Origin of the sequence: Cohnella herbarum, from assembly GCF_012849095.1 — a bacterium.
GTDB classification, from domain to species: Bacteria; Bacillota; Bacilli; order Paenibacillales; family Paenibacillaceae; genus Cohnella; species Cohnella herbarum.
The window spans coordinates 1086760-1108390 of sequence record NZ_CP051680.1; the positions used below are offsets into that span (position 1 = coordinate 1086760).

Annotated in this window: 17 protein-coding genes; 15 read left to right on the forward strand and 2 right to left on the reverse strand. The window is 50.8% G+C overall.

Annotated features, from left to right (window positions below; translation table 11 throughout):
- Positions 1-30: 30 nt before the first annotated feature.
- The 4 genes from HH215_RS04560 (at position 31) to HH215_RS04575 (ending at position 5190) form a co-directional block, all read left to right on the forward strand.
- Positions 31-1299: a methionine gamma-lyase family protein gene (locus tag HH215_RS04560; RefSeq protein ID WP_169278831.1), complete on the forward strand. Its 1269-nt coding sequence runs from the start codon at positions 31-33 to the stop codon at positions 1297-1299.
- A 103-nt stretch (positions 1300-1402) separates the two neighbouring features.
- Entirely contained in the window at positions 1403-1816 is a 414-nt protein-coding gene (locus HH215_RS04565; protein WP_169278832.1) for a MerR family transcriptional regulator, read from the forward strand.
- Between the two features lie 32 nt (positions 1817-1848).
- The gene (gene glnA, locus HH215_RS04570; protein WP_169278833.1) at positions 1849-3177 is read left to right on the forward strand and encodes a type I glutamate--ammonia ligase; all 1329 of its coding nucleotides are present in this window, start codon (positions 1849-1851) and stop codon (positions 3175-3177) included.
- 132 nt (positions 3178-3309) lie between these two features.
- On the forward strand, positions 3310-5190 hold the full coding sequence (locus HH215_RS04575; RefSeq protein WP_169278834.1) for an LTA synthase family protein: 1881 nt from the start codon (positions 3310-3312) through the stop codon (positions 5188-5190).
- 93 nt (positions 5191-5283) lie between these two features.
- Here the strand turns inward: HH215_RS04575 and lexA are convergent, their stop codons facing one another.
- Positions 5284-5907 (reverse strand): transcriptional repressor LexA, encoded by a 624-nt coding sequence (gene lexA, locus HH215_RS04580; RefSeq protein WP_169278835.1) that lies wholly within the window; start codon positions 5905-5907, stop codon positions 5284-5286.
- A gap of 401 nt (positions 5908-6308) precedes the next feature.
- On the opposite strand from lexA, the gene HH215_RS04585 reads away from it, so the two are divergent.
- From HH215_RS04585 to HH215_RS04600, 4 genes are all read left to right on the forward strand, one after another.
- Positions 6309-6470: a LysM peptidoglycan-binding domain-containing protein gene (locus HH215_RS04585; RefSeq protein WP_169278836.1), complete on the forward strand. Its 162-nt coding sequence runs from the start codon at positions 6309-6311 to the stop codon at positions 6468-6470.
- 131 nt (positions 6471-6601) lie between these two features.
- Positions 6602-6799, forward strand: coding sequence for a DUF896 domain-containing protein (locus HH215_RS04590; protein ID WP_169278837.1), 198 nt, complete (start codon positions 6602-6604; stop codon positions 6797-6799).
- Between the two features lie 14 nt (positions 6800-6813).
- Complete coding sequence (locus HH215_RS04595) at positions 6814-7332, forward strand: hypothetical protein (protein WP_169278838.1); 519 nt, start codon at positions 6814-6816, stop codon at positions 7330-7332.
- A gap of 12 nt (positions 7333-7344) precedes the next feature.
- Entirely contained in the window at positions 7345-8148 is an 804-nt protein-coding gene (locus HH215_RS04600; protein ID WP_169278839.1) for an HAD family hydrolase, read from the forward strand.
- A 55-nt stretch (positions 8149-8203) separates the two neighbouring features.
- Here the strand turns inward: HH215_RS04600 and mtnD are convergent, their stop codons facing one another.
- Positions 8204-8743 carry an acireductone dioxygenase gene (mtnD, locus tag HH215_RS04605; RefSeq protein ID WP_169278840.1) on the reverse strand — a complete coding sequence of 180 codons (540 nt, stop codon included), beginning with the start codon at positions 8741-8743 and terminating at the stop codon, positions 8204-8206.
- 145 nt (positions 8744-8888) lie between these two features.
- On the opposite strand from mtnD, the gene metH reads away from it, so the two are divergent.
- From metH to HH215_RS04640, 7 genes are all read left to right on the forward strand, one after another.
- Entirely contained in the window at positions 8889-12344 is a 3456-nt protein-coding gene (metH, locus tag HH215_RS04610; RefSeq protein WP_169278841.1) for a methionine synthase, read from the forward strand.
- A gap of 138 nt (positions 12345-12482) precedes the next feature.
- Positions 12483-13451 carry a metal-dependent hydrolase gene (locus HH215_RS04615; protein ID WP_169278842.1) on the forward strand — a complete coding sequence of 323 codons (969 nt, stop codon included), beginning with the start codon at positions 12483-12485 and terminating at the stop codon, positions 13449-13451.
- Between the two features lie 422 nt (positions 13452-13873).
- Positions 13874-15481 carry an extracellular solute-binding protein gene (locus tag HH215_RS04620; RefSeq protein ID WP_169278843.1) on the forward strand — a complete coding sequence of 536 codons (1608 nt, stop codon included), beginning with the start codon at positions 13874-13876 and terminating at the stop codon, positions 15479-15481.
- A 78-nt stretch (positions 15482-15559) separates the two neighbouring features.
- On the forward strand, positions 15560-16459 hold the full coding sequence (locus tag HH215_RS04625) for an ABC transporter permease (protein WP_169278844.1): 900 nt from the start codon (positions 15560-15562) through the stop codon (positions 16457-16459).
- 9 nt (positions 16460-16468) lie between these two features.
- Positions 16469-17338, forward strand: a complete 870-nt coding sequence (locus tag HH215_RS04630; RefSeq protein ID WP_169278845.1) for a carbohydrate ABC transporter permease — start codon at positions 16469-16471, stop codon at positions 17336-17338.
- A gap of 37 nt (positions 17339-17375) precedes the next feature.
- Positions 17376-19133: a family 43 glycosylhydrolase gene (locus tag HH215_RS04635; RefSeq protein WP_169278846.1), complete on the forward strand. Its 1758-nt coding sequence runs from the start codon at positions 17376-17378 to the stop codon at positions 19131-19133.
- Positions 19134-19336: 203 nt separating this feature from the next.
- On the forward strand, positions 19337-21589 hold the full coding sequence (locus HH215_RS04640) for a DEAD/DEAH box helicase (protein ID WP_375140486.1): 2253 nt from the start codon (positions 19337-19339) through the stop codon (positions 21587-21589).
- The last annotated feature ends 42 nt before the right edge of the window (positions 21590-21631 follow it).

Genomic DNA, 21631 nt, shown 5'->3' on the forward strand with positions numbered 1-21631 from the left:
CGGTTGAATTGTCTTGAAAGGGAGAGCATCATGCTGGATCAGGATCATGTAGATTTCGAACACCTATGGGAACAATGGGCGGAAGCCGCGGAGGAGCAAGCGTCGTCTCGGCTTCGCGCAATGGATCGGATCGTGGAGAACAACCAGGAGAAAGTCATTAACGCTTTCCAGAAGCATCGGGTAAGCGACTTTCATTTCGCGGCGTCGACCGGGTACGGTTATAACGACAGCGGACGCGAGGTGTTGGATCTGGTGTACGCGGACGTATTCGGAGCGGAAGCGGCGATCGTTCGACCTCATCTCGTTTCCGGAACCCATACGATATCCGCCGCTCTGTTCGGCTGCTTACGTCCTGGAGACGAGCTTTTGTTCGTTACGGGTCGGCCATACGATACGTTGCATAAGGTTATCGGCAAGCCTGGCGACGGATTAGGTTCGCTCGCGGATTGGGGCGTACATACGAAGATCGTTCCCTTATTAGAGGACGGTAGCGTGAATTGGGAAGCGATCGGCGCTGCCGTATCGGAGCGTACGAAAGTGTTCGCTATTCAGCGTTCTCGGGGTTACGATTGGCGTCCTTCGTTCACGATCGACCAGATCGCCGATATGGTTAGCCGGATTAAAGCGATTCAACCGGACGGAATCGTATTCGTCGATAATTGTTACGGAGAATTCACGGAACAACGAGAACCGACCGAGGTCGGCGTAGATCTGATGGCAGGATCCCTGATCAAGAACCCCGGAGGGGGACTGGCTCCGAGCGGAGGTTACATTGCGGGTAAGCAGCGGTTGGTCGAGCTTGCCGCGTATCGGATGACCGCTCCGGGAATCGGCGGGGAAGTCGGAGCTATGCTCGGTACGACCCGTTCGATCTTCCAAGGATTATTTCTTGCCCCGTTACTCGTAGGACAAGCGGTTAAGGGGAGCATTTTCGCTTCGGCGATCTTCGAACGATTAGGTTTCGAAACGCACCCGAGGTGGAACGATCCCCGGACGGATTTGATTCAAGCGATCCGGTTCAGCGCGGCGGAACCTCTCGTTCATTTCGTGCAATCGATCCAGAAAGCGGCCGCGGTGGACGCTCACGTCGTTCCTGAGCCATGGGATATGCCCGGTTACGAGCATCCCGTTATTATGGCCGCCGGCACCTTCATTCAGGGGGGCAGCTTGGAATTATCCGCCGACGCTCCCGTACGCGAACCTTATATTGCCTATATGCAGGGGGGCTTAACTTACGCCCATGTGAAGTTCGCTGTAAAGGGAACGTTGCGGGAATTTCGGAAACGCGGATATTTGTGAGTTTCGCCGCCAGAAACCTTACATGCCTTGACATGTTTTGGGGGCAAGGGTACAATGTAAGTGATTTCAATTATTACATGATAAGTTGGAAGGTTGGTATGACATGGGCGACGAGATTCGCAGGAATATGGCGTTGTTTCCGATCGGCATCGTAATGAAGCTGACCGACCTGACCGCCCGCCAAATTCGCTATTATGAGCAGCACGAACTGATTCAGCCTGCCCGTACGGACGGCAACCAACGTCTGTTCTCCTTCAACGACGTAGAGCGCTTGATGGAAATCAAGTCGTTGATCGAGAAGGGCGTAAATATCGCAGGGATTAAACAAGTCATGAATCCTGTCGGTCAGGACGAGAACGACGGAACGATCATCAACGAGGTGTCGGAAGTCAAGCGCCGCGAGATGAGCGATTCCCAGCTTCACCGGATGCTCAAGCAACAGCTGATGACCGGCAAGAGACCCGGTCAGGTGTCATTGATTCAAGGCGAGCTTTCCCGTTTCTTCAAAAACAAATAAAAACGATAAATGAAGCATCCTAGGAGGTTGTCATGAACTATACACGCGAGGACATTACCCGGATTGCCAAAGAACAGAACGTTCGTTTCATTCGTTTGCAATTTACCGACTTGCTCGGTTCGATCAAAAACTTGGAAATACCCTTCAGCCAGTTGGAGAAGGCGCTCGATAACAAAATGATGTTCGACGGTTCTTCGATCGAAGGTTACGTTCGCATCGAAGAGTCCGATATGTATTTGTATCCGGATCTTAGCACATGGGTCGTGTTCCCTTGGGTAACCGAGAACAAAGTCGCCCGTCTGATCTGCGATATCTACATGCCGGACGGCACGCCGTTCGCGGGCGATCCGCGCGGTATTCTGAAGCGCGCGCTTCAAGAAGCCGAAGATATGGGATTCTCGACGATGAACGTCGGTCCCGAGCCGGAATTTTTCCTATTCCAAACCGATGACAAAGGCAACCCGACGATGGAACTTAACGACCAAGGCGGATACTTCGATCTAGCGCCGACGGATTTAGGCGAGAACTGCCGTCGCGATATCGTTCTGATGCTCGAGGAAATGGGCTTCGAAATCGAGGCTTCCCACCACGAGGTCGCTCCGGGTCAACATGAAATCGACTTTAAATACGCCCCAGCCATTAAAGCGGCGGATCAAATTCAAACGTTCAAACTCGTCGTGAAGACGATCGCGCGCCAGCATGGTTTGCACGCGACATTCATGCCTAAGCCGTTGTTCGGCATGAACGGTTCCGGCATGCACTGCCACCAATCGTTGTTCCGCGGCGACGAGAACGCGTTCTTCGATGCGAACGACAAACTCGGATTAAGCAGCATTGCCCGTCAATACATGGCAGGGGTGCTTCGTCACGCCCGCGGTATCGCGGCGATCACGAATCCGACCGTCAATTCGTATAAGCGTCTTGTTCCCGGCTATGAAGCTCCATGTTACGTCGCATGGTCCGCCAGCAACCGCAGTCCCATGATTCGGATTCCGGCTTCCCGCGGTCTTAGCACGCGCATCGAAGTTCGTAACCCGGATCCGGCCGCTAACCCTTACTTGGCGCTAGCGGTCATGCTGAAAGCCGGTTTGGACGGAATTAACAACAAGATGTCGATTCCTGCTCCGGTAGACCGCAACATCTACGTGATGAGCGAAGAAGAGCGTCAGGACGCCGGTATTCCTAGTCTTCCGATCAACCTGAAGGAAGCGTTGGCCGAACTGCTGCGCGATGACATCATTTGCGAAGCGTTAGGCGATCACGCTCTAAGCCATTTCTACGAGCTGAAAGAAATCGAGTGGGATATGTACCGTACGCAAGTCCACCAGTGGGAACGCGATCAGTACTTGACGATGTATTAAGCTGAGAGTTACAGATAAACGGCATTGTATTCGCTTAAACGGCGTATACAGTGCCGTTTTTTTCGGTTGTTCATGTTTGACTAATCGAAAAATGGATTACATAATAAGTGATTGAGGAAAGGGGGAGGTACTATGGATTTAACGCAGTTATACCGAAAACCTTTTGTTCTGTTCTCGATCATTTTACTGATTAAGAGTCAACTCGCTTGGATGGTCGTGTTCGAGAGCGGTCCGTCTTGGGCTACGATAGCAACGGAACTCCCGTTTATGTGGCTTGTCTTTTGTATGATCGAATGGTTCGCGACCAAAAGAAAGCTAGCAATCTATGTTTTAGTTAATCTACTGCTGACACTATTATTTTTCTCGGTCATCATGTATTACAAATATTATGGCGTTATAGCCACTTATCATGCATTGGAACAAGTGAATCAAGTTACTGCGGTTAGCAATAGCGTGATTTCGCTGTTGGACCCGCAATATTTGCTTATTTTTACCGACGTGCTCGTACTGGCGTATGTATTGTTTCGTCGCAAGGCGGCTAAAGTATGGAAAAGCAGCACGGCCGTACGGAGCAACCGCAAAGTATATTTGGCGTTGTTCGTGATTTCTCTCGCCGTATGTTTGTTTAACGTTGTCCCTAACCGGGCAAGCATGAACGAAATCAAGAAAGCCGAAGTCATGGGCATACTGAATTACGAGGCTTATACGCTCATCGGCGACAAAGAACCGGAACCGCTGGAACAAGAAGAGATCAACCAACTATCGATCAATCGGTTAAAAGGGGTCACTTCCGTTGAGGGAGCGAATGGGGTTAAAGCGTACGAAGGGTTGGCGAATGGACGTAACGTCATCGTCATTCAGTTGGAGTCGTTCCAGAACTTTCTGGTCGGGTTAAAGTTGGACGGGCAGGAAGTTACGCCGGTTCTCAATCGACTGGCTAAAGAAAACATGTACTTCTCGAAATTTTATCAGCAAGTCGGTCAAGGAAACACCTCGGATGCGGAGTATGTCGTCAATACGTCGACTTACATTCCCCCGAGCGGAGCGGCTACGATGAAGTACGTAGACAGACAATTGCCGAGTCTTCCGAAGTTATTGAAAGACCAAGGATACGACACCGCGACTTTCCATACGAACGTGGTCGAGTTCTGGAATCGGGGAGAGTTGTACAAAGCGTTAGGCTTTGACAGGTATTACGACAAAAGTTTCTTCGGTACGGAAGACTCCGTGTTCTTCGGGTCATCGGACGAGGTGTTATACGAGAAAACGGCGGCCGAGCTGGACAAAATGTCTCAGTCGGGCAATCCGTTCTACGCTCACGTGATTTCGATGACGGCGCATCACCCGTTTACGACGCCGGAGGAAAAAGATCGAATCGAACTCCCGGAGCGATATGAAGGAACGTTCGTAGGCGATTACATCCGTTCGCAAAGCTATGCGGACTATGCTCTGGGTCAATTCATTGATGAACTGAAAGCATCGGGAATATGGGACAACAGCTTGATCGTCGTATATGGAGATCATCTTGGATTGCCGATGTATTCGTTGGATGATGACGATAAGGAACTGATGGAAGAAATATACGGACACCCATACGGCTATACGGATATGATTAATATCCCGTTAGTGATCGCGGCGCCCGGCAAAACTCAGCCTGTCGAATTTACGCAAACGGGCGGACAGGTGGACGTTCTTCCGACCATCGCGAATTTGTTAGGGGTTTCCTTGGAGAATCAAATCCATTTCGGTCAAGATTTACTGAATAACAGGGTTAACTTATTGCCTGAACGTTATTATCTGCCATCGGGCTCGGTAATAAACGGGGAAGTCCTTTTCATCCCGGGAATCGCTTACGACGACGGAACGACCTATTCGTTAAATCCGAATTCGGGAACGGGAGGCAAACTGTCGGAGAAAGAGTATAACACGGCGTTAGATCTTCTTCATATGTCGGATAGTTACGTTATTCAACTTCCCGCGCTGGAGAACGCTGATGAAGAACCGGCAAAGTAGGCGCGCGATAGTAATAAAACAAGAGTTGCATGGAGGTCGGAATTCCGGCCAACCCTGCAGCTCTTGTTCGTTGTGCCCTTATTAATCTTACGTTTACATGAAGGAGCGAATTAATCCGATTACCTTGCCCAGGATGCTGACGTTCGTTAGACGTAACGGCTGCATGCTGGAATTCTCCGGTTGGAGACGGATATGATCCCGTTCTTTGTAGAAGGTCTTGACCGTAGCCTCGTTCTCGTCCGTCATCGCCACGACGATATCTCCGTTCATCGCCGTCGGTTGTTGACGCACGATAACGTAATCGCCGTTATGGATACCGGCTTCGATCATACTGTCTCCCATTACGGAGAGCATGAATACGGGCTGATCGCCGACCATGGTCACGGGCAACGGATAATATTCTTCGATGTTCTCCGTGGCCGTGATCGGAACGCCCGCCGTTACTTTACCAAGGAGGGGAATCTGGCGAACGGACGAAGAAATTCCGTACACCGAGTCGTCCTCGTCCCCGAGAATCTCGATTGCCCGAGGTTTAGTGGGGTCGCGCCTAATCAAGCCTTTCTTCTCCAAGCGATCCAAATGACCGTGGACGGTGGAACTGGAAGCGAGCCCTACGGCTTCTCCGATCTCGCGAACGGAAGGGGGATACCCTTTCTCCCTGACTTCATTCTTGATGAATTCGAGTATGGAATTCTGGCGATTGGACATCTTGGACACGCCGAGCCCTCCCTATGTATTAGATCATGATGACAAATTATAACACAGAACCCGAGTTCGCACAAACATTCGTTCCTCAGAACAAATGTTCCAAAAATTGTTTGACATGAACATACGTTCGTGTTACGATAACACCAGAACAAATGTTTGGGGTGAAGATTATGGTGCATTCATGGGTTGCAGTCGGATCATCATCGGTTTCGGCAATACATAAACCTGCTCCTTATTCGTCGGGGCGTTCTGTTAGATCGCGTGCTGCTTCTATTCGTAGCTGGAAGTTCGCGAGGTCATTGTTTTTCTTACTCGCTTTTCTGATTCTTTTTAGCGGCTTTACGCTTATCCATACATCCGCTTCCTCTAATGAAGTTAAGCCTGCAACAGCGGAGGAGATTGTTGTCTCCGTGGACAGCGGGGACACGCTTTGGCATATTGCGAAGCTTCATATGAAGGATTCCTTAGATACCCGTCAAGCCGTACATGATATCACTCAGAGGAATCGATTGACTTCCTCGGAAGTGAAGGTCGGTCAAGCACTGATTATTCCAGCGGATATTCTACCTTAGGCTTTAGCCTTTATTTTACATCACTTCCAGACCGGGCATTTTCGGTCTTTTTTTGTCGTTCTGCTCTTCTTGACAATCTATCGGCGAAAGTGGCAAAGTAGAGTAGGTGATGAAAGGGGTGTGTAAGGACTATGGAAATGGACAAAATTATTAACAGAATTAACGAACTCTCACGTAAAAATAAAACCGAGGGCTTAAATGAGAGCGAGCTTGCAGAACGCGATCAACTCCGTCGGCAATATATTTCAATATTTAAGCAAAATTTCCGTCAAGAGCTTGATCGCATCGAAATCGTTGACGAGTCGAGCGAACCTACAATTAAGCATTAATAAGGAGGAAGTTTATGTCCCGCTCATGGGAACGGATGGTAGAGAAAAATTCTAAAGTCATCAACAAGCGTCGCAGAAAAGAAGGCAAGAAGGGGATCGGCGCCAAAACTCCTCAAATCGACAGATTTCAAGGACGGAACTATATCGTTCCGATCTTGTTGTTGATGCTGATTATCGTTTATATTACGCTGGCGCAGCCTTGGTCGGATAATTTCATGCAAGATCCGACGCTGTTCTGGGTGACGGTCAGCTGTTACATCGTTCTTGGTATTTTCTATTATTTTCGCCGTCCGTATTTGGCAGTATCGCGCGATACGCTGGAGACCCGTAAATTTACCGGCTACAAAACCTTGCGTCCTACGGAAATCCGCAAAATCACGATTCAGCCGGGTTATGTCATCGTGGAATCCGTTAAAGGCGCGAATTGGGTGTTTTCCCGGTTAATGAACCGTTATCCGATCGATAAAATGGCCGATAGATTAAAGACGTTCACGGATCTTCATCATATTGATTGGGAAGTAAAAGCAAAGTGAGGAGAAAGCTCAATGTCGGTTAAGGCGGTTATGTTCGATTTAGACGATACATTGCTATGGGATGACCGTAGCGTTAGCGAAGCTTTTAAGCATACTTGCCGGTTGGCCGCGGAAGAGGCAGGCGTTAATGAAGACGAGCTTGAAGCATCCGTTCGCCGTGAAGCAAGAGCGATCTACGAAACGTATGAAACTTACGGTTTTACGCAAATGATCGGGATTAACCCTTTCGAGGCGCTATGGGGGAAATTCGAGCGAGGCGAGCATCCGATGTTCCGCAAGCTGGAGCAATTGGCTCCGGAATACCGCGTTCAGGCTTGGACGAGAGGGCTGGCGGCGCTCGGCGTTGACCATCCCGAGCTTGGCAGCCGGTTGGCGGCAAACTTTTTCTCGCAAAGACGCCAACTGAAATACGTATACGAAGAAACGTTCTCCGTGTTAGACGAACTTAAAGGCAAATATAAATTGCTGCTTCTGACGAACGGATCACCGGACCTTCAACAGGAAAAGTTGGACGGCATGCCCGATCTTATTCCTTACTTCGATTCCATCGTGATTTCCGGAAATTTCGGCGAAGGCAAGCCATCTTCCAAGCTTTTCGCGCACGCGATGGAGCAAATCGGCATCCAGGCAGACGAAGGCATTATGGTTGGAGACAAGTTGACGACCGATATTCTAGGCGCTAACCGTATTGGCATGACGTCCGTTTGGATTAATCGCCATGACGCCGTACGTAATGACGAAATCATTCCGACGTATGAGATTAAGAGTCTTACCGAGCTTCATGAGCTGTTGAATACGTTAAATAGGCAAGCGTAAAGAAAAAAGCGTCCCAACGGGGCGCTTTTCCATATCTGATAGGAGCGTATGATTATTACTTAACGAATGATGGGTCTTCGAACGGATCCGCTACCCAGCCTGCCGGCTCGATGAAGAGGCGAACCGCGACAATCGCTTTATTATCCATCAACGTGAAGAAGTGTGGTTGGCCTTCCGGTACGGAGATGACGTCCCCGACCGTTAACTCGACGTCGAAGTAACCCGTTTGTTCATCGCCTTTAATAATGAAGATTCCGCGACCGGCGGTAATGGCGCGTACTTCGTCCTCGGTATGGGTGTGGACTTGCTCGAATTTTTTCAGAATTTCCGGCAGGTTCGGCGTCGCCTCCGAAAGGGCAACGATATCCCAAACCTTGTAGCCGCGCCTTCCGGCAATTTCACGAATCTCTTCGTCGTAAGCGGCAAGAATCGCGCTCTTATCTTCGTCCGTTAACGTAAACTTATTATGAAGTTGTTCGGGGAGCTTGGAAATATCCCAGTGCTCATACAAAACGTTTTGTTTTGTCAGGAACTCAAGCACTTGGTCTTCACCTTCGATACGTTCGTTAGTATTGCGAATACGAATTTGTGCCATCGTTAATTCCTCTTTTCCCAATAAGAATTTGTGCCTTTATTATAGTCCAATTCCGGATAGCTGTCGACTATACATCTTTTCGTCCCGTGATGATTCTGGTACTATAGAGTTTAATGATTTGACAGACAGGGGAAGAGACTCAATTATGACTTTAACGCAAAATAAACCGTCTCTGCAAGAGGCTTTGAATTCGAGAATTCTCATCTTGGACGGCGCGATGGGCACGATGATCCAACAAGCGGATTTAAGCGCGGACGATTTCGGCAGCGACGATCTGGACGGTTGTAACGAAATCCTGGTACTGACGCGCCCGGACGTGATCTCCCGAATCCATGAAGCTTATTTGGAAGCAGGCTCGGATATTATCGAGACGAATACTTTCGGAGCGACGGCAGTCGTACTCTCGGAGTACGATATCCCCGAGAAGGCCAGAGAGATTAATCTAGCCGCGGCTAGATTGGCTAGAGAGGCTTGCGATAAATATTCGACTCCGCAAAAACCCCGTTTCGTAGCTGGAGCGCTAGGTCCAACGACGAAGACGCTTTCCGTTACGGGCGGCGTGACGTTCGACCAACTAATCCAAGATTATGAGGAGCAAGTACTGGCTCTTATGGAAGGCAACGTCGATTGCATCTTGATCGAAACTTGCCAAGATACTCTGAACGTTAAAGCGGCTAGCATCGGAACTCGGCAAGCTTTCCGGACGATGGGATATGAGCTTCCGATCATGATCAGCGGCACGATCGAACCGATGGGTACGACGCTGGCCGGTCAGAACATCGAATCGTTCTATATTTCGCTAGAACATTTGAAACCGATCTCGATGGGACTTAACTGCGCTACGGGACCCGAATTCATGCGCGATCATATCCGGACGTTGTCGGGCTTGGCGAATGCAGCCGTTAGCTGTTATCCGAATGCCGGATTGCCGGACGAGAACGGACACTATCACGAATCTCCGGAATCGTTAGCGAAGAAGCTAAAGGGTTTCGCGGAGCAAGGCTGGATCAATATCGCGGGAGGCTGTTGCGGAACGACGCCTGCCCATATCGCGGCTATGGCCGAAGCGATGAAAGACATAGCCCCGAGGAAAATCGCAGGCGAGCATCCGGCCGCGGTATCCGGTATCGAGACTGTCTACATTGAAGAAGATAATCGTCCGATCATGATCGGGGAAAGAACGAATATTTCGGGTTCGCGCAAGTTCAAACGGCTGATTCAGGAAGGCAAATTCGACGAAGCTTCCGATATCGCCCGCGCTCAAGTGAAAGGCGGAGCCCACGTCATCGATATCAACTTGCAGGATACCGATATCGACGAGGCTTATGCGGTTAACGAGTTCTTGCCGATGGTTACGAAGAAAATCAAAGTTCCGCTTATGCTGGATTCGACCTATGACCATATCATCGAGTTAGGGTTGAAATACTCTCAAGGAAAAGCGATTATTAACTCCATTAATCTTGAGGACGGAGAATCGAAATTCGAGAAGATTCTTCCCTTAATTCATCAATATGGAGCGGCCGTCGTTTGTATTCTGATCGACGAGCGGGGGCAAGCGGTATCCAGGGAAGCGAAAATGGAAGTCGCGACTCGATCCTATGAACTATTGGTTAACAAATACGGGATGAACCCAGAGGATATTATTTTCGATCCGAATATGTTCCCGGTCGGTTCCGGGGATCCGCAGTATATCGGTTCCGCGGTAGAGACAATCGAAGGCATCCGGATGATCAAGGAAAAATATCCGAAAGCGAAAACGATTCTAGGGCTCAGCAACATCTCGTTCGGGTTGCCGGATGCGGGCAGGGAAGTTCTGAACTCCGTGTATCTGTATCATTGCACGAAAGCGGGCTTGGATTATGCCATCGTGAATACGGAGAAACTGGAACGTTACGCTTCGATTCCGGAAGAAGAGCGAAATCTTGCCGAGCGATTGATCTACGATACGAACGACGAGACGCTGGCGGCGTTCGTTGCCGCATTCCGGGATAAGAAAGCCCAGAAGAAGGAGAAAGTAAACAATCTTACGCTCGAGGAGCGCCTATCCGGTTACGTCGTCGAAGGCTCCAAAGACGGATTGGTTGCCGATCTAGACGAAGCACTGGGCAAATACGCGCCGCTCGAGATCATCAACGGACCTCTGATGGCCGGGATGGAAGAAGTCGGCCGCTTGTTCAATAACAACGAGCTTATCGTAGCGGAAGTGCTGCAAAGCGCGGAAGTCATGAAAGCGTCGGTTGCCCAGTTAGAACCGCATATGGAGAAAAACGAGTCGGCGGTCAAAGGGAAAATCATGCTCGCAACGGTTAAAGGCGACGTGCACGATATCGGGAAAAACCTCGTCGAGATCATCTTGTCCAACAACGGCTATAAAATCATAAACCTCGGCATCAAGGTTCCGCCGGACCAAATCATCGAAGCTGCCCGCAGGGAAAATCCGGACGCCATCGGATTGTCCGGCTTGCTCGTGAAATCGGCGCAACAGATGGTCATCACGGCTCAGGATTTGCGCAGCGCGGGAATCGATGCTCCGATCCTCGTCGGCGGAGCGGCGTTAACGCGCAAATTCACGAAGAACCGCATCGCGCCGGAATATGACGGCGTCGTGCTATACGCGAAAGACGCGATGGATGGCTTGGACATCGCGAATAAGCTTAGCGATCCCGGTCATCGGGCTCGAATAATCGAAGAGCACTGGGCGGCGCAAGCGAAGCTGGCGGAAGAAGCCGATCAGCCGGCGAAGGTGCTTCCGGAGCTGACGAGAGCGAGACGTTCCAACATCTCGCCTGATGCTCCGATCTTTACTCCGCCGGATTTCGACCGCCACGTGTTGCGCGACTACCCGTTGGCTCACGTTATGCCTTACGTGAATATGCAAATGTTGCTCGGACATCATCTCGGGTTAAAGGGCAACGTCGAAGAGCAGCTTGCCGCGGGCGACGAGCGGACCGTCAATCTGAAGGCAACCGTAGACGACATCATGAGACAGTCGCAGACGGAGGGCTGGTTAAATCCTCAAGCGATGTACCGTTTTTTCCCGGCGCAGTCCGAAGGAAACGATATTTTGATCTACGATCCGCAAGACCGTTCCCGCGTGCTGAAGCGATTCTCGTTCCCGCGCCAACAGGTCGAGCCGTTTCTATGCCTGTCGGACTTCCTGAAGTCCGTAGAGAGCGGGATCATGGACAGCGTCGGCTTCCTCGTGGTCACGGCCGGTCAAGGCGCGAGAGAGCAGGGAGAGAAGTGGAAGGAAAGCGGAGATTACTTGCGTTCCCATGCGTTGCTTGCCACGGCTCTCGAAGTCGCCGAAGGACTCGCGGAACGGGTGCATCAGATTATGAGGGATAATTGGGGATTCCCGGACCCGGCCGATATGACGATGAAGAAACGTTTCGGAGCCCGCTATCAAGGCATCCGCGTATCGTTCGGCTATCCGGCATGCCCGGATCTCGAGGATCAAGGCCCGCTCTTCGAGCTGTTGAAGCCGGAAGATATCGGCGTTCATTTGACCGAAGGCTTCATGATGGAGCCGGAAGCATCCGTGTCCGCGATGGTATTCGCCCATCCGGAAGCGCAATATTTTAACGTTGAGAAAGTATAAGATCGTCGTATTAAGTTGAAAGAAATTTCCGGTGAAATGCGAATGCACGAAATAATGAAATGCGAACGCAGTGTTGATCTCTCCCTAACAGTTATCCGTTACGCTTATGCTAGCGGGAATGAAGGGAGGAGGATCGGGATGGACACCGGTTCACATTTGTTATTCGGAGCTACGTTGGCGGGATTGGGGTTTATGAGTCCTGAGGTCGCATCCGATCCGCATCTAGCGGCAGCCGTTCTAACCGTTACGCTCGTCGGATCGCACGCGCCCGATTTGGATTCCGTCGTACGCTTCAAAAGCCAGGATTCGTATCTTAAGCATCACCGCGGAACTAGCCATTCGATCCCTGCTTGGTTCATATGGGCAGGTCTTATCGGATCGCTAGCCTCTTGGGCTTGGGGCGTTGGGGATCAATTGCTGCTTCTGACCCTGTTTGCGTTCGCCGCCGTCGCCCTGCATGTCTTTTTCGATTGGACGAATGCATACGGGGTACAATGCCTGCTGCCCTTTCGCAAAGAATGGCTTCATTTGGATATATTGTGTTTAACGGATCCTTTTCTGGTGGTCGTCCATGTTTCGGCGGTTGCCTTCGGAATTTTTGGAGGCCAACGTTATGCGTTATGGGCTTGCGCGATTGCATGGGGGACAACGCTCTTCTATATCGCTTGGAGATTCCTGCACCATGGGGTCGTATTGCGAAGAGTGAGAAGAAGATACCGACGTTGGCGTGCCGTCCATGTTCTTCCGGGATTATGGTGGTTTCGTTGGCAATACGTCGTTCAGACGGACGACGGGTTCGAAATGGGTTTCATCGAAGGGAGACGTTGGCTTCCTACCAAACGTTTGCCTCTTATCTCTCCGCATGTTTGCATCGAGGCTACTCGTCATGTCAGCTCGGTAAGAACGCTTCATGGATTCGCGAAAAGAGAATACGTAAGTTGGACGCGTGAACCGGACGGCGGGTATTTGGTCATCTGGACGGATCTTAGATTCTGGCGCGCTAAAGATTGGCCTTATCGAGCGGAAGTGAAGTTGGACGACCAACTTAACGTCGTAAACGAACGAATCGGCTGGTACAAGAAAACGTGGGAAGCCCCATACGTATAAATGCCATCGGCAGTATATGAACCGTCTTTTGAACCTTCTCCAAGCGGAGTGGGCTTCGAAGGCGGTTTTTTTCGTATTTCCGGAAACGCGAAATAGTTTCCCGGGAAAGCGCAGGAGCCGACACGGATTGTCGCAATTCCATTAATCGTTGGGAACCGGGGGTATCCTTAACGAGCTTAACGGCCCCATTTGTCGAAAATGATCGGGATGAGCTTCATTTAGGGCGGGAGTAGGTCTATTTTTTTGTATGGGCTTAGAAAATAATGTCTTCGCTCTGCAAAAAAAGTCCTATCCGCCTTCCGAATTAAGATTAAGATTTGTGTGAAGTGAATGTAGGCGCTTTCAGAGGGAGGAGGACTAACGGGGTCGATAAGGGAAAGAGACGGTTCGAACATCTTAATGCGAGAAAGGGTGTCTAGTCCTTGAAGAAACTATTTATCATGTTAGTCGTAATCGCTCTATTGGCCGGATGCGCGAGCGGCAATAAAAACGAATCCGAGGGAACAACGGGTAGCAAGGAAACCGCAAGCGCGGGATCGAATGAAGAAACGAAAAACAGCGCTAGCGTGTCGGGCGACAATAAAATATCGATCGTATTATCGCATTCCGAGGCGGCTTACGCGAAACAAGCGGACGCTAAAAACGACATGTATATCAAGAAACTCGAAGAGCTGTCCGGGTATGATCTGGACATCGAAATTTTAGGCCATGCCGATTACGGCCAGCAGCTTTCCTTGCGGTTCGCTTCCGGCGAATTGCCCGATCTGATCCGTACCGCATCCATCGAAGCCGGCGAACATAAAGGTGCCGTAGATAACGGCGCGTTCACCGAAATCGGTCCTTTGCTGGACCAATACGGACCTAACCTCAAGAACGACATTCCGGAAGAAATATGGAAAGACAAGCGTGTGAGCAAAGACGGTAAAATATACGGCATTCCGGTATTGATGGGGGCAGGCAATACTAGGATCGCCTTTATCCGCCAAGATTGGCTGAACAAGCTGAACATGAAGTCTCCTGAAACGCTGGACGACTGGCTCAATTATTATGAAGCGGTAAAGAAGGAAGATATGAACGGCAACGGCGATCCGAACGACGAGTATGGCATCGAAATGTTCGAGAACATGTGGTTCAGCGAGATTTTCTTCCAAAGCTTCGGGGTTCACCCAAGCGTCTGGCACGAAGTCGACGGACAGTTGATCCCGGATATGATCCGCCCCGAAATGAAAGAAGCGGTCCAATTCTACCGCACGCTGTTCGAGAAAGGGTATGTCAATCCGGACTTCGTCACCAAAAAAGAGAGCGATTTCCGCGCGGATATTTATAACGGCAAAGTCGGAAGCTGGGCGGGAGAAACGTATCAATACAACCCTTCCTACAGCAAAACGAACGGTCCGAAATGGTTCGTCAACCAGCCCGACCAAGTGGACGTATCGTTCATCGCTCCGCCGAAAGGACCGCGCGGCCAAACCGGATACGGAATGAAGGGCGACGGCATCTATTTCGTCTGGGTCATTCCGTCGAGCGTGAAAAATCCGGAAAAGATCATCAAGTTCCTCGATTGGACATGGGCATCCGAGGAGGCCGACCGCTTTTTCAAATTCGGCATCGAGGGCCACAACTACACGTTAGAGAACGGCGAAGTCAAATACGACGTCGGAAGCAAAGAAAACTCGGATAACGACACATTCCAGATGTATCAGTTGACGCTGAATACGCGCGAGATCGGGTTGAACAATCCGGACGTCGTGAAGCAGTTGCCGGAAGGCGACAAGATCGTAGCCGGTTACGAACTGTCGGACTCCCTCGTCATGGATCACGTGATCGGCATTCCGACGCTCAAAACGTTCGAGGAAAAACCGGAACTTTACCCGTTCGGCAGTCTGTTCATAGAAATGTTCTTGAAAGTGATGACCGGGGAAAAAGGCATCGACGAATTCGATAAATTCGTCGCGAATTGGAAAAAACGCGGCGGGGACCAAGCGATCGAAGACGCGACGAAGTGGTATAACGAGTCTCGCAACAAATAACTAAAGCATTCGAACGGGGAGCGGAACCGAACGGAGACCGCTTCCCGTTCATCACATCGAGCGAAACGGGTGATCCCGATGTCCAAGGTGGCGGCTAGGAACGATAAGGCAGTCGTGTTGTTGTTCGCGTTGCCGGGGTTATTGTATTTTCTTATCTTCAAGTATGTTCCGATGGTCGGAAACATCATCGCGTTCAAAGAATTCAACATCTTTCAAGGATTATGGGGCAGTCCGTGGGTCGGTCTGGATCAATTCGCGCGAATGTTTACCCATGAGGATTTCTATCGTATCACTTGGAACACGATCCGATTAAGCTTCGTTTCCATTCTATTCGGGTTTCCCGCTCCCATCCTTTTAGCATTGATGCTAAATGAAATAAGGGCGATGGCGTTCAAGCGATCGATCCAGACGATCGTTTACTTGCCGCATTTTCTGTCATGGGTTATCGTCGGTTCTTTGTTCATCAATTTACTGTCGATCAACGGTTTGGTTAACGAGTGGGCCGGGTTGCTGGGTTTGCCCAAAATCGATTACGTCACTTCCAAGAGCCATTTCATCGCGATTCTGGTAGGTACGGGCATCTGGAAAGAAGTCGGTTGGGGAACGATTATTTATTTGGCCGCGCTGTCCGGAGTCAATCCGAATTTATACGAGGCCGCGGTCGTGGACGGAGCCGGCAGATGGAAGCAGATTTGGTACATTACGCTGCCAAGCTTGCTCCCGACGATGGTCGTCCTGCTATTGTTGTGGGTTGGCGGCGTCATGAATTCGAACCTTGAACAATTGCTCATTTTCCTAAATCCGCTCGTTTTCGAAGTCGGCGACGTGCTCGATACTTACATTTATAATATCGGACTGGTAGGCGGACAGTACAGCTATACGACGGCCATCGGGCTGTTTAAAGCCGTGATCGGCATTACTTTGCTTGTGGCGCTCAACGCCTTCAGCCGCAAAGCGACAGGGGAAAGCCTGTATTAGGAGGGTGTCATGCGCAGAAAAGAAAGCGTATTTCAATCGGTAAACGGTACGCTTCTTGCCGTAGTCGGCTTAATGATGCTCGCTCCGATCGTCCATCTGTTAGCGGTATCGTTGAGCGATCCGATCTACGCGCAAGCGAAGCTCGTTTCTTTTTGGCCGAAAGGGTTTTCGGTCGTCGTCTACGAGAAAATATTCGCGATGAAAGAAATTTGGAGATCGATGGGCGTCAGCGTGTACATATCGGCGTTCGGCACGTTGCTGACGCTGATCGTGACTTCGATGACCGCCTTCGCCCTTTCTCGTCCTTTTATGCCGTATCGGAAATGGGCGATGGGATTTTTGATTATCACGTTTATTTTCCCGGTGCCGCTCATTCCCGAATATTTGCTCGTCAAATCGCTTAACATGCTCGATACGCTGTGGGCGCTCATGATTCCCGGTTTGACGGGCGTGTTCAATATCATTATCATGAAAACCTTTTTCCAGAACGTATCCGGAGAAATCGTGGAGGCGGCCAAAATCGACGGCTGCGGCGAAGCCGGCATCTATTGGCGGATCGTACTCCCATTGTCGACCGCGGTGATCGCGACGATCGGCCTTTTTCATGCCGTCGGACAATGGAATTCGTATTTCGGAGCTTTGATTTACTTGCGCTCCAAGGAATTGTGGCCGATTCAAGTGCTGCTGCAAAATTTGGTCGTCAAAAAGAATATCAACAACATGATGGGCAACACGGACGTGAACTTGAACTTGGCTACGACGCCGGAAATGATGAGCGCGGGCATCATCATCGTCGCCATGCTTCCGATCCTGTTGGTGTATCCTTTCTTGCAAAAATACTTTGTCAAAGGGGCTATGCTCGGTTCGCTGAAGGAGTAATAATCGCTGAAAATGGAAGTAAAGGATGGGATGTCCGTTGAAATCGATCAAGATGAAGTTCATCTTATGGATCGTTGCGTGTTGCTTGCTTCTGGGTATCGGCGCGGCGTACTGGGTAAGGGGCGATTCCATGGAGGACAAGGCAGAGGACATTATCGTTGCTTATAACGGATTCGGAGGAACCTTTAAGAACACGCTGGTCAAAAGCGCGATTGCCGACTTCGACACGCCGGATCCAAGCGTCGTCTTCAAAGACGGATACTATTATATGACGGTTATGAAAAGCGGAGCCATTATGGTTTTGAAATCGAGGACGATCGATTTCGTCCAAGCCCAGCGCAAAGCAGTCTGGCAGTCCCCTGCGGGAACGATGTACTCGTCGAATTTGTGGGCTCCGGAAATTCAACTTATTCAAGGCAATTGGTACATCTATTTCGCGGCCGACGACGGGGACAACGCGAATCACCGGATGTATGCGCTCGCAGCGGATACCGACGATCCGCTCGGCTCGTATACGTTCAAAGGACAAATTGCCGACGAGACGAACAAATGGGCGATCGACGGCCTTGCGATGGAGCATGACGGGAAGCTGTATTTCGTATGGTCCGGCTGGGAAGGCGACGAGAGCATCAGCCAGAACACGTACATCGCGCCGATGAGCGATCCTCTGACGATTAGCGGCCCGCGCGTGCTGCTCGGCGAACCGACGCTGGAATGGGAACAAGCCGGCGGACCTATTAACGAAGGGCAAGCGATATTGAAAAAAGACGGGCGAGTATTTATCGTATACTCCGGCGCGGGAAGCTGGACGCCGTATTATAGCTTGGGCATGCTGGCGCTCGAACCTGGCGCCGACCCGCTGGTGGCTGCCAATTGGCGTAAATCCGAGCAGCCGCTGTTGAAGATGGACGAGGAAGCCGGCGTATACGGTCCGGGCCATAACTCGTTCGTCGCTTCTCCGGACGGTTCGGAGGATTGGATCGTCTATCATGCGACGACGCGAATGACCGACGGGTGGAACAATCGCAAAGCGCGCGCGCAGAAGGTGACGTGGCAAGAAGACGGAACGCCGCATTTCGGCGCTCCGTTGTCGCTGGACACGGCCATACGCGTGCCGGCAGGCTCTGGGGTGATGCTCGCGGAGCACGCCGACCGTTCGGGGGAGTGGCTGACGTTCGAGGACGTTCCGTCCGGCATAGATGCCGATGCGCCGTTGCTCATTCATTACCGGAACGCTTCCGGCGCCGTTCAAACCGTCGATATTAAGGTAAACGGGGGCGCGACGAAGGTCGTTGAATTGACCGCCACAAAGGGCGAACGTACGGGGTACGCCTATGTTACCGCCATGCTGAACAAAGGAGTTAATGCGATATCGTTGCGATCCGGCGAATCGGATGTCGAGATCGAGGCGATCGAAGTCGTCCGGTTCGAAGCGGAGAATGCCCAGGCTGGAGGGGGATCAGAGTCCAAAGTGAATTTCCGGGCATCCGGTTGGGGCGTTATGGAAATGAACGGCGCGGACGCTTCGGCTACGTTCGCGAACGTCAACGTGCCGATATCGGGAACTTACGCGCTTAGGTTTTCGGTGTCCAATCCTTCAGGAAAGGGCGTTGCTTTCAACGTGTTGGCAAATGGCGGGCAAGCCGAGATATTGTCGGCGGCGTCGACCGAGCCTGACGAATTCGTAACGCTGGATATCGCGCTTCGGCTGAATGCGGGCAGCAACGATATTGTGCTGGGGGAAGCCGACGGCCGGCTGATCGTCGATTATTTCGATCTGATCGGCGTTTCGTAAGCTTCGTAACCGATTGCGGCGTAAACGCAGGGCAACATGCAACAGAACCAAAGATTCGATTTTGCCGTTCCATTCGAAAGAGCCGATAAACGGCTCTTTTTTGTCGTTGAAATCGAGGGCGGAAGCGAAGGATGTTACATTTTCAACTGGATATCCGAACAGATATTCGCTAAAATGGAGCGTATACGAGGTGAGCCGTTGAAATGTTGAATCGAAAAACGTTACCTGACTTAATACAGGAATTAAGAACAAACGAGAATATTATAAATTGGCATGAAATCCCGCCTCAAGATGCCCGATCGATGCCTTTTCCCGACCATGTCGACTCGCGTATTAAGGACGCTTTTCACAGGCGCGGCATTCGTGAACTATATACGCATCAACATTCCGCATTCCAAGCGGTTAACGCAGGGGATAATATCGTTGCCGTAACGCCTACCGCTTCGGGTAAAACGTTATGCTACAATCTCCCGGTATTGCAGGCCATCGCGCAAGAGGATACAAGCCGTGCGTTGTACCTGTTCCCGACGAAGGCGTTGGCGCAAGACCAGAAAAGCGAACTAAACGAAATCATCGACGAGATGGGCATCGACATTAAAAGCTATACATACGATGGCGACACATCGCCGGCGATCAGGCAGATCGTAAGGCTTGCCGGACATATCGTCATCACGAATCCCGACATGCTGCATTCCGCCATTTTACCGCATCATACGAAATGGGTTAGCCTGTTCGAAAATTTGAAATTTATCGTCGTTGACGAACTGCATACGTACCGTGGCGTATTCGGCAGTCACGTGGCCAACGTCATCCGCAGGCTGAAGCGCATTTGCCGATTTTACGGGAGCGATCCTGTCTTTATCTGCACATCGGCTACGATCGCCAATCCGAAGGAATTGGCCGAACAGCTTACCGGCAGCCCGATGCGACTAATCGACGATAATGGGGCGCCGCGCGGGCGAAAGCACTTCGTTTTTTACAATCCGCCCATAGTGAACGCCGCGTTGAACATTCGAAAGAGTTCAACGGTCGAAGTGAACAAACTGGCGAAGGAATTCCTGAAAAATAAAATCCAAACGATCGTGTTCGCGCGCAGCCGCGTGCGGGTAGAGATCATCTTGAGCCATATTCAAGAGCTGGTTAAGAATGAAATCGGTTCGAAGTCCATTCGGGGATATCGAGGCGGCTACCTGCCGAAGCAACGCAGGGAAATCGAACGAGGTTTAAGGGAAGGCGAAATTCTGGGCGTGGTCAGCACGAACGCGCTAGAGTTGGGCGTGGACATCGGGCAACTGCAAGTTTGCGTGATGACGGGCTACCCGGGTAGCATCGCCAGCACATGGCAACAAGCGGGTCGCGCTGGGCGCAGGCATGGGGAAGCTTTAATCATTATGGTGGCCAGTTCGACGCCGATTGACCAATATATCGTGCAAAACCCGGAATATTTCTTCGACCGTACGCCGGAGCACGCGAGGATTAATCCGGAGAACTTAATTATTCTAGTCGATCATTTGCGTTGCGCCGCGTATGAGCTGCCTTTTAAGACGACCGAGGAATTCGGCCCGCTGGATGTTACGGACATTCTGGAATATTTACAAGAAGAGAGGGTCTTGCATCGAAACGGGGATACCTTCCATTGGGCATCGCAATCGTTCCCAGCAAGCGAGATAAGCCTACGATCGGCTTCCCAGGAAAACGTCGTAATCATTGACCAGTCGAATGTCGCCGCCGTGAAGATCATAGGTGAAATGGATCGGTTTAGCGCGATGACCTTGTTGCACGACGAAGCGATATATTTGCATGAAGGCGTCCAGTTCCAAGTAGAGAAATTGGACTGGGAGCACAAGAAGGCCTACGTACGCGAGGTTGACGTAGAATACTACACGGACGCAAATCTGGCCGTCAATTTGAAAGTGCTCGAGATCGACAGGACGAATGACAGGGGACGGGCTGCCGTAAATTTCGGCGATGTCGCCGTTAATATGATCCCAACGATTTTTAAGAAAATCAAATTAACGACTTTCGAAAATATCGGCTCCGGGAAAATCCATTTACCGGAAGAAGAACTGCATACCAGCGCTGCATGGTTGGAATTGAAAGAGGTAGACCCGGAGTTGGGAACGAAGACGTTGGAGCAACTGCTATTAGGAATTGCGAACGTTTTGCAGCATATCGTTCCCGTGTTAGTCATGTGCGACCGGGGGGATATTCATGTCACCCCGCAAATTAAAGCAGCCCAGTCAGGACTGCCTACCATATTTATTTACGACCATTACCCTGGAGGTATCGGCCTGGCTGACGACGTGTACAAGAGATTCGACGACGTAAGGGACGCGGCCAAAAATCTGATTCGCAAATGCCCATGCAAGGAGGGGTGTCCATCATGCATCGGAATGGAGATAGCCGGAATCAACGGGAAACAAAAAGGCGTTCAGTTGTTAAATCTATTATCATGAATCTCGGCAACGATTGGGCAATGGCGCTCCTGCAAGGGACGA

Bases quoted from the DNA above. Each gene is read 5' to 3' on its own strand.
- HH215_RS04560 (WP_169278831.1), top strand. From the start codon at position 31: ATGCTGGATCAGGATCATGTAGATTTCGAACACCTATGGGAACAATGG.
- HH215_RS04565 (WP_169278832.1), top strand. From the start codon at position 1,403: ATGGGCGACGAGATTCGCAGGAATATGGCGTTGTTTCCGATCGGCATC.
- glnA (WP_169278833.1), top strand. From the start codon at position 1,849: ATGAACTATACACGCGAGGACATTACCCGGATTGCCAAAGAACAGAAC.
- HH215_RS04575 (WP_169278834.1), top strand. From the start codon at position 3,310: ATGGATTTAACGCAGTTATACCGAAAACCTTTTGTTCTGTTCTCGATC.
- HH215_RS04590 (WP_169278837.1), top strand. From the start codon at position 6,602: ATGGAAATGGACAAAATTATTAACAGAATTAACGAACTCTCACGTAAA.
- HH215_RS04595 (WP_169278838.1), top strand. From the start codon at position 6,814: ATGTCCCGCTCATGGGAACGGATGGTAGAGAAAAATTCTAAAGTCATC.
- HH215_RS04600 (WP_169278839.1), top strand. From the start codon at position 7,345: ATGTCGGTTAAGGCGGTTATGTTCGATTTAGACGATACATTGCTATGG.
- mtnD (WP_169278840.1), bottom strand. From the start codon at position 8,743: ATGGCACAAATTCGTATTCGCAATACTAACGAACGTATCGAAGGTGAA.
- metH (WP_169278841.1), top strand. From the start codon at position 8,889: ATGACTTTAACGCAAAATAAACCGTCTCTGCAAGAGGCTTTGAATTCG.
- HH215_RS04615 (WP_169278842.1), top strand. From the start codon at position 12,483: ATGGACACCGGTTCACATTTGTTATTCGGAGCTACGTTGGCGGGATTG.
- HH215_RS04625 (WP_169278844.1), top strand. From the start codon at position 15,560: ATGTCCAAGGTGGCGGCTAGGAACGATAAGGCAGTCGTGTTGTTGTTC.
- HH215_RS04630 (WP_169278845.1), top strand. From the start codon at position 16,469: ATGCGCAGAAAAGAAAGCGTATTTCAATCGGTAAACGGTACGCTTCTT.
- HH215_RS04640 (WP_375140486.1), top strand. From the start codon at position 19,337: ATGTTGAATCGAAAAACGTTACCTGACTTAATACAGGAATTAAGAACA.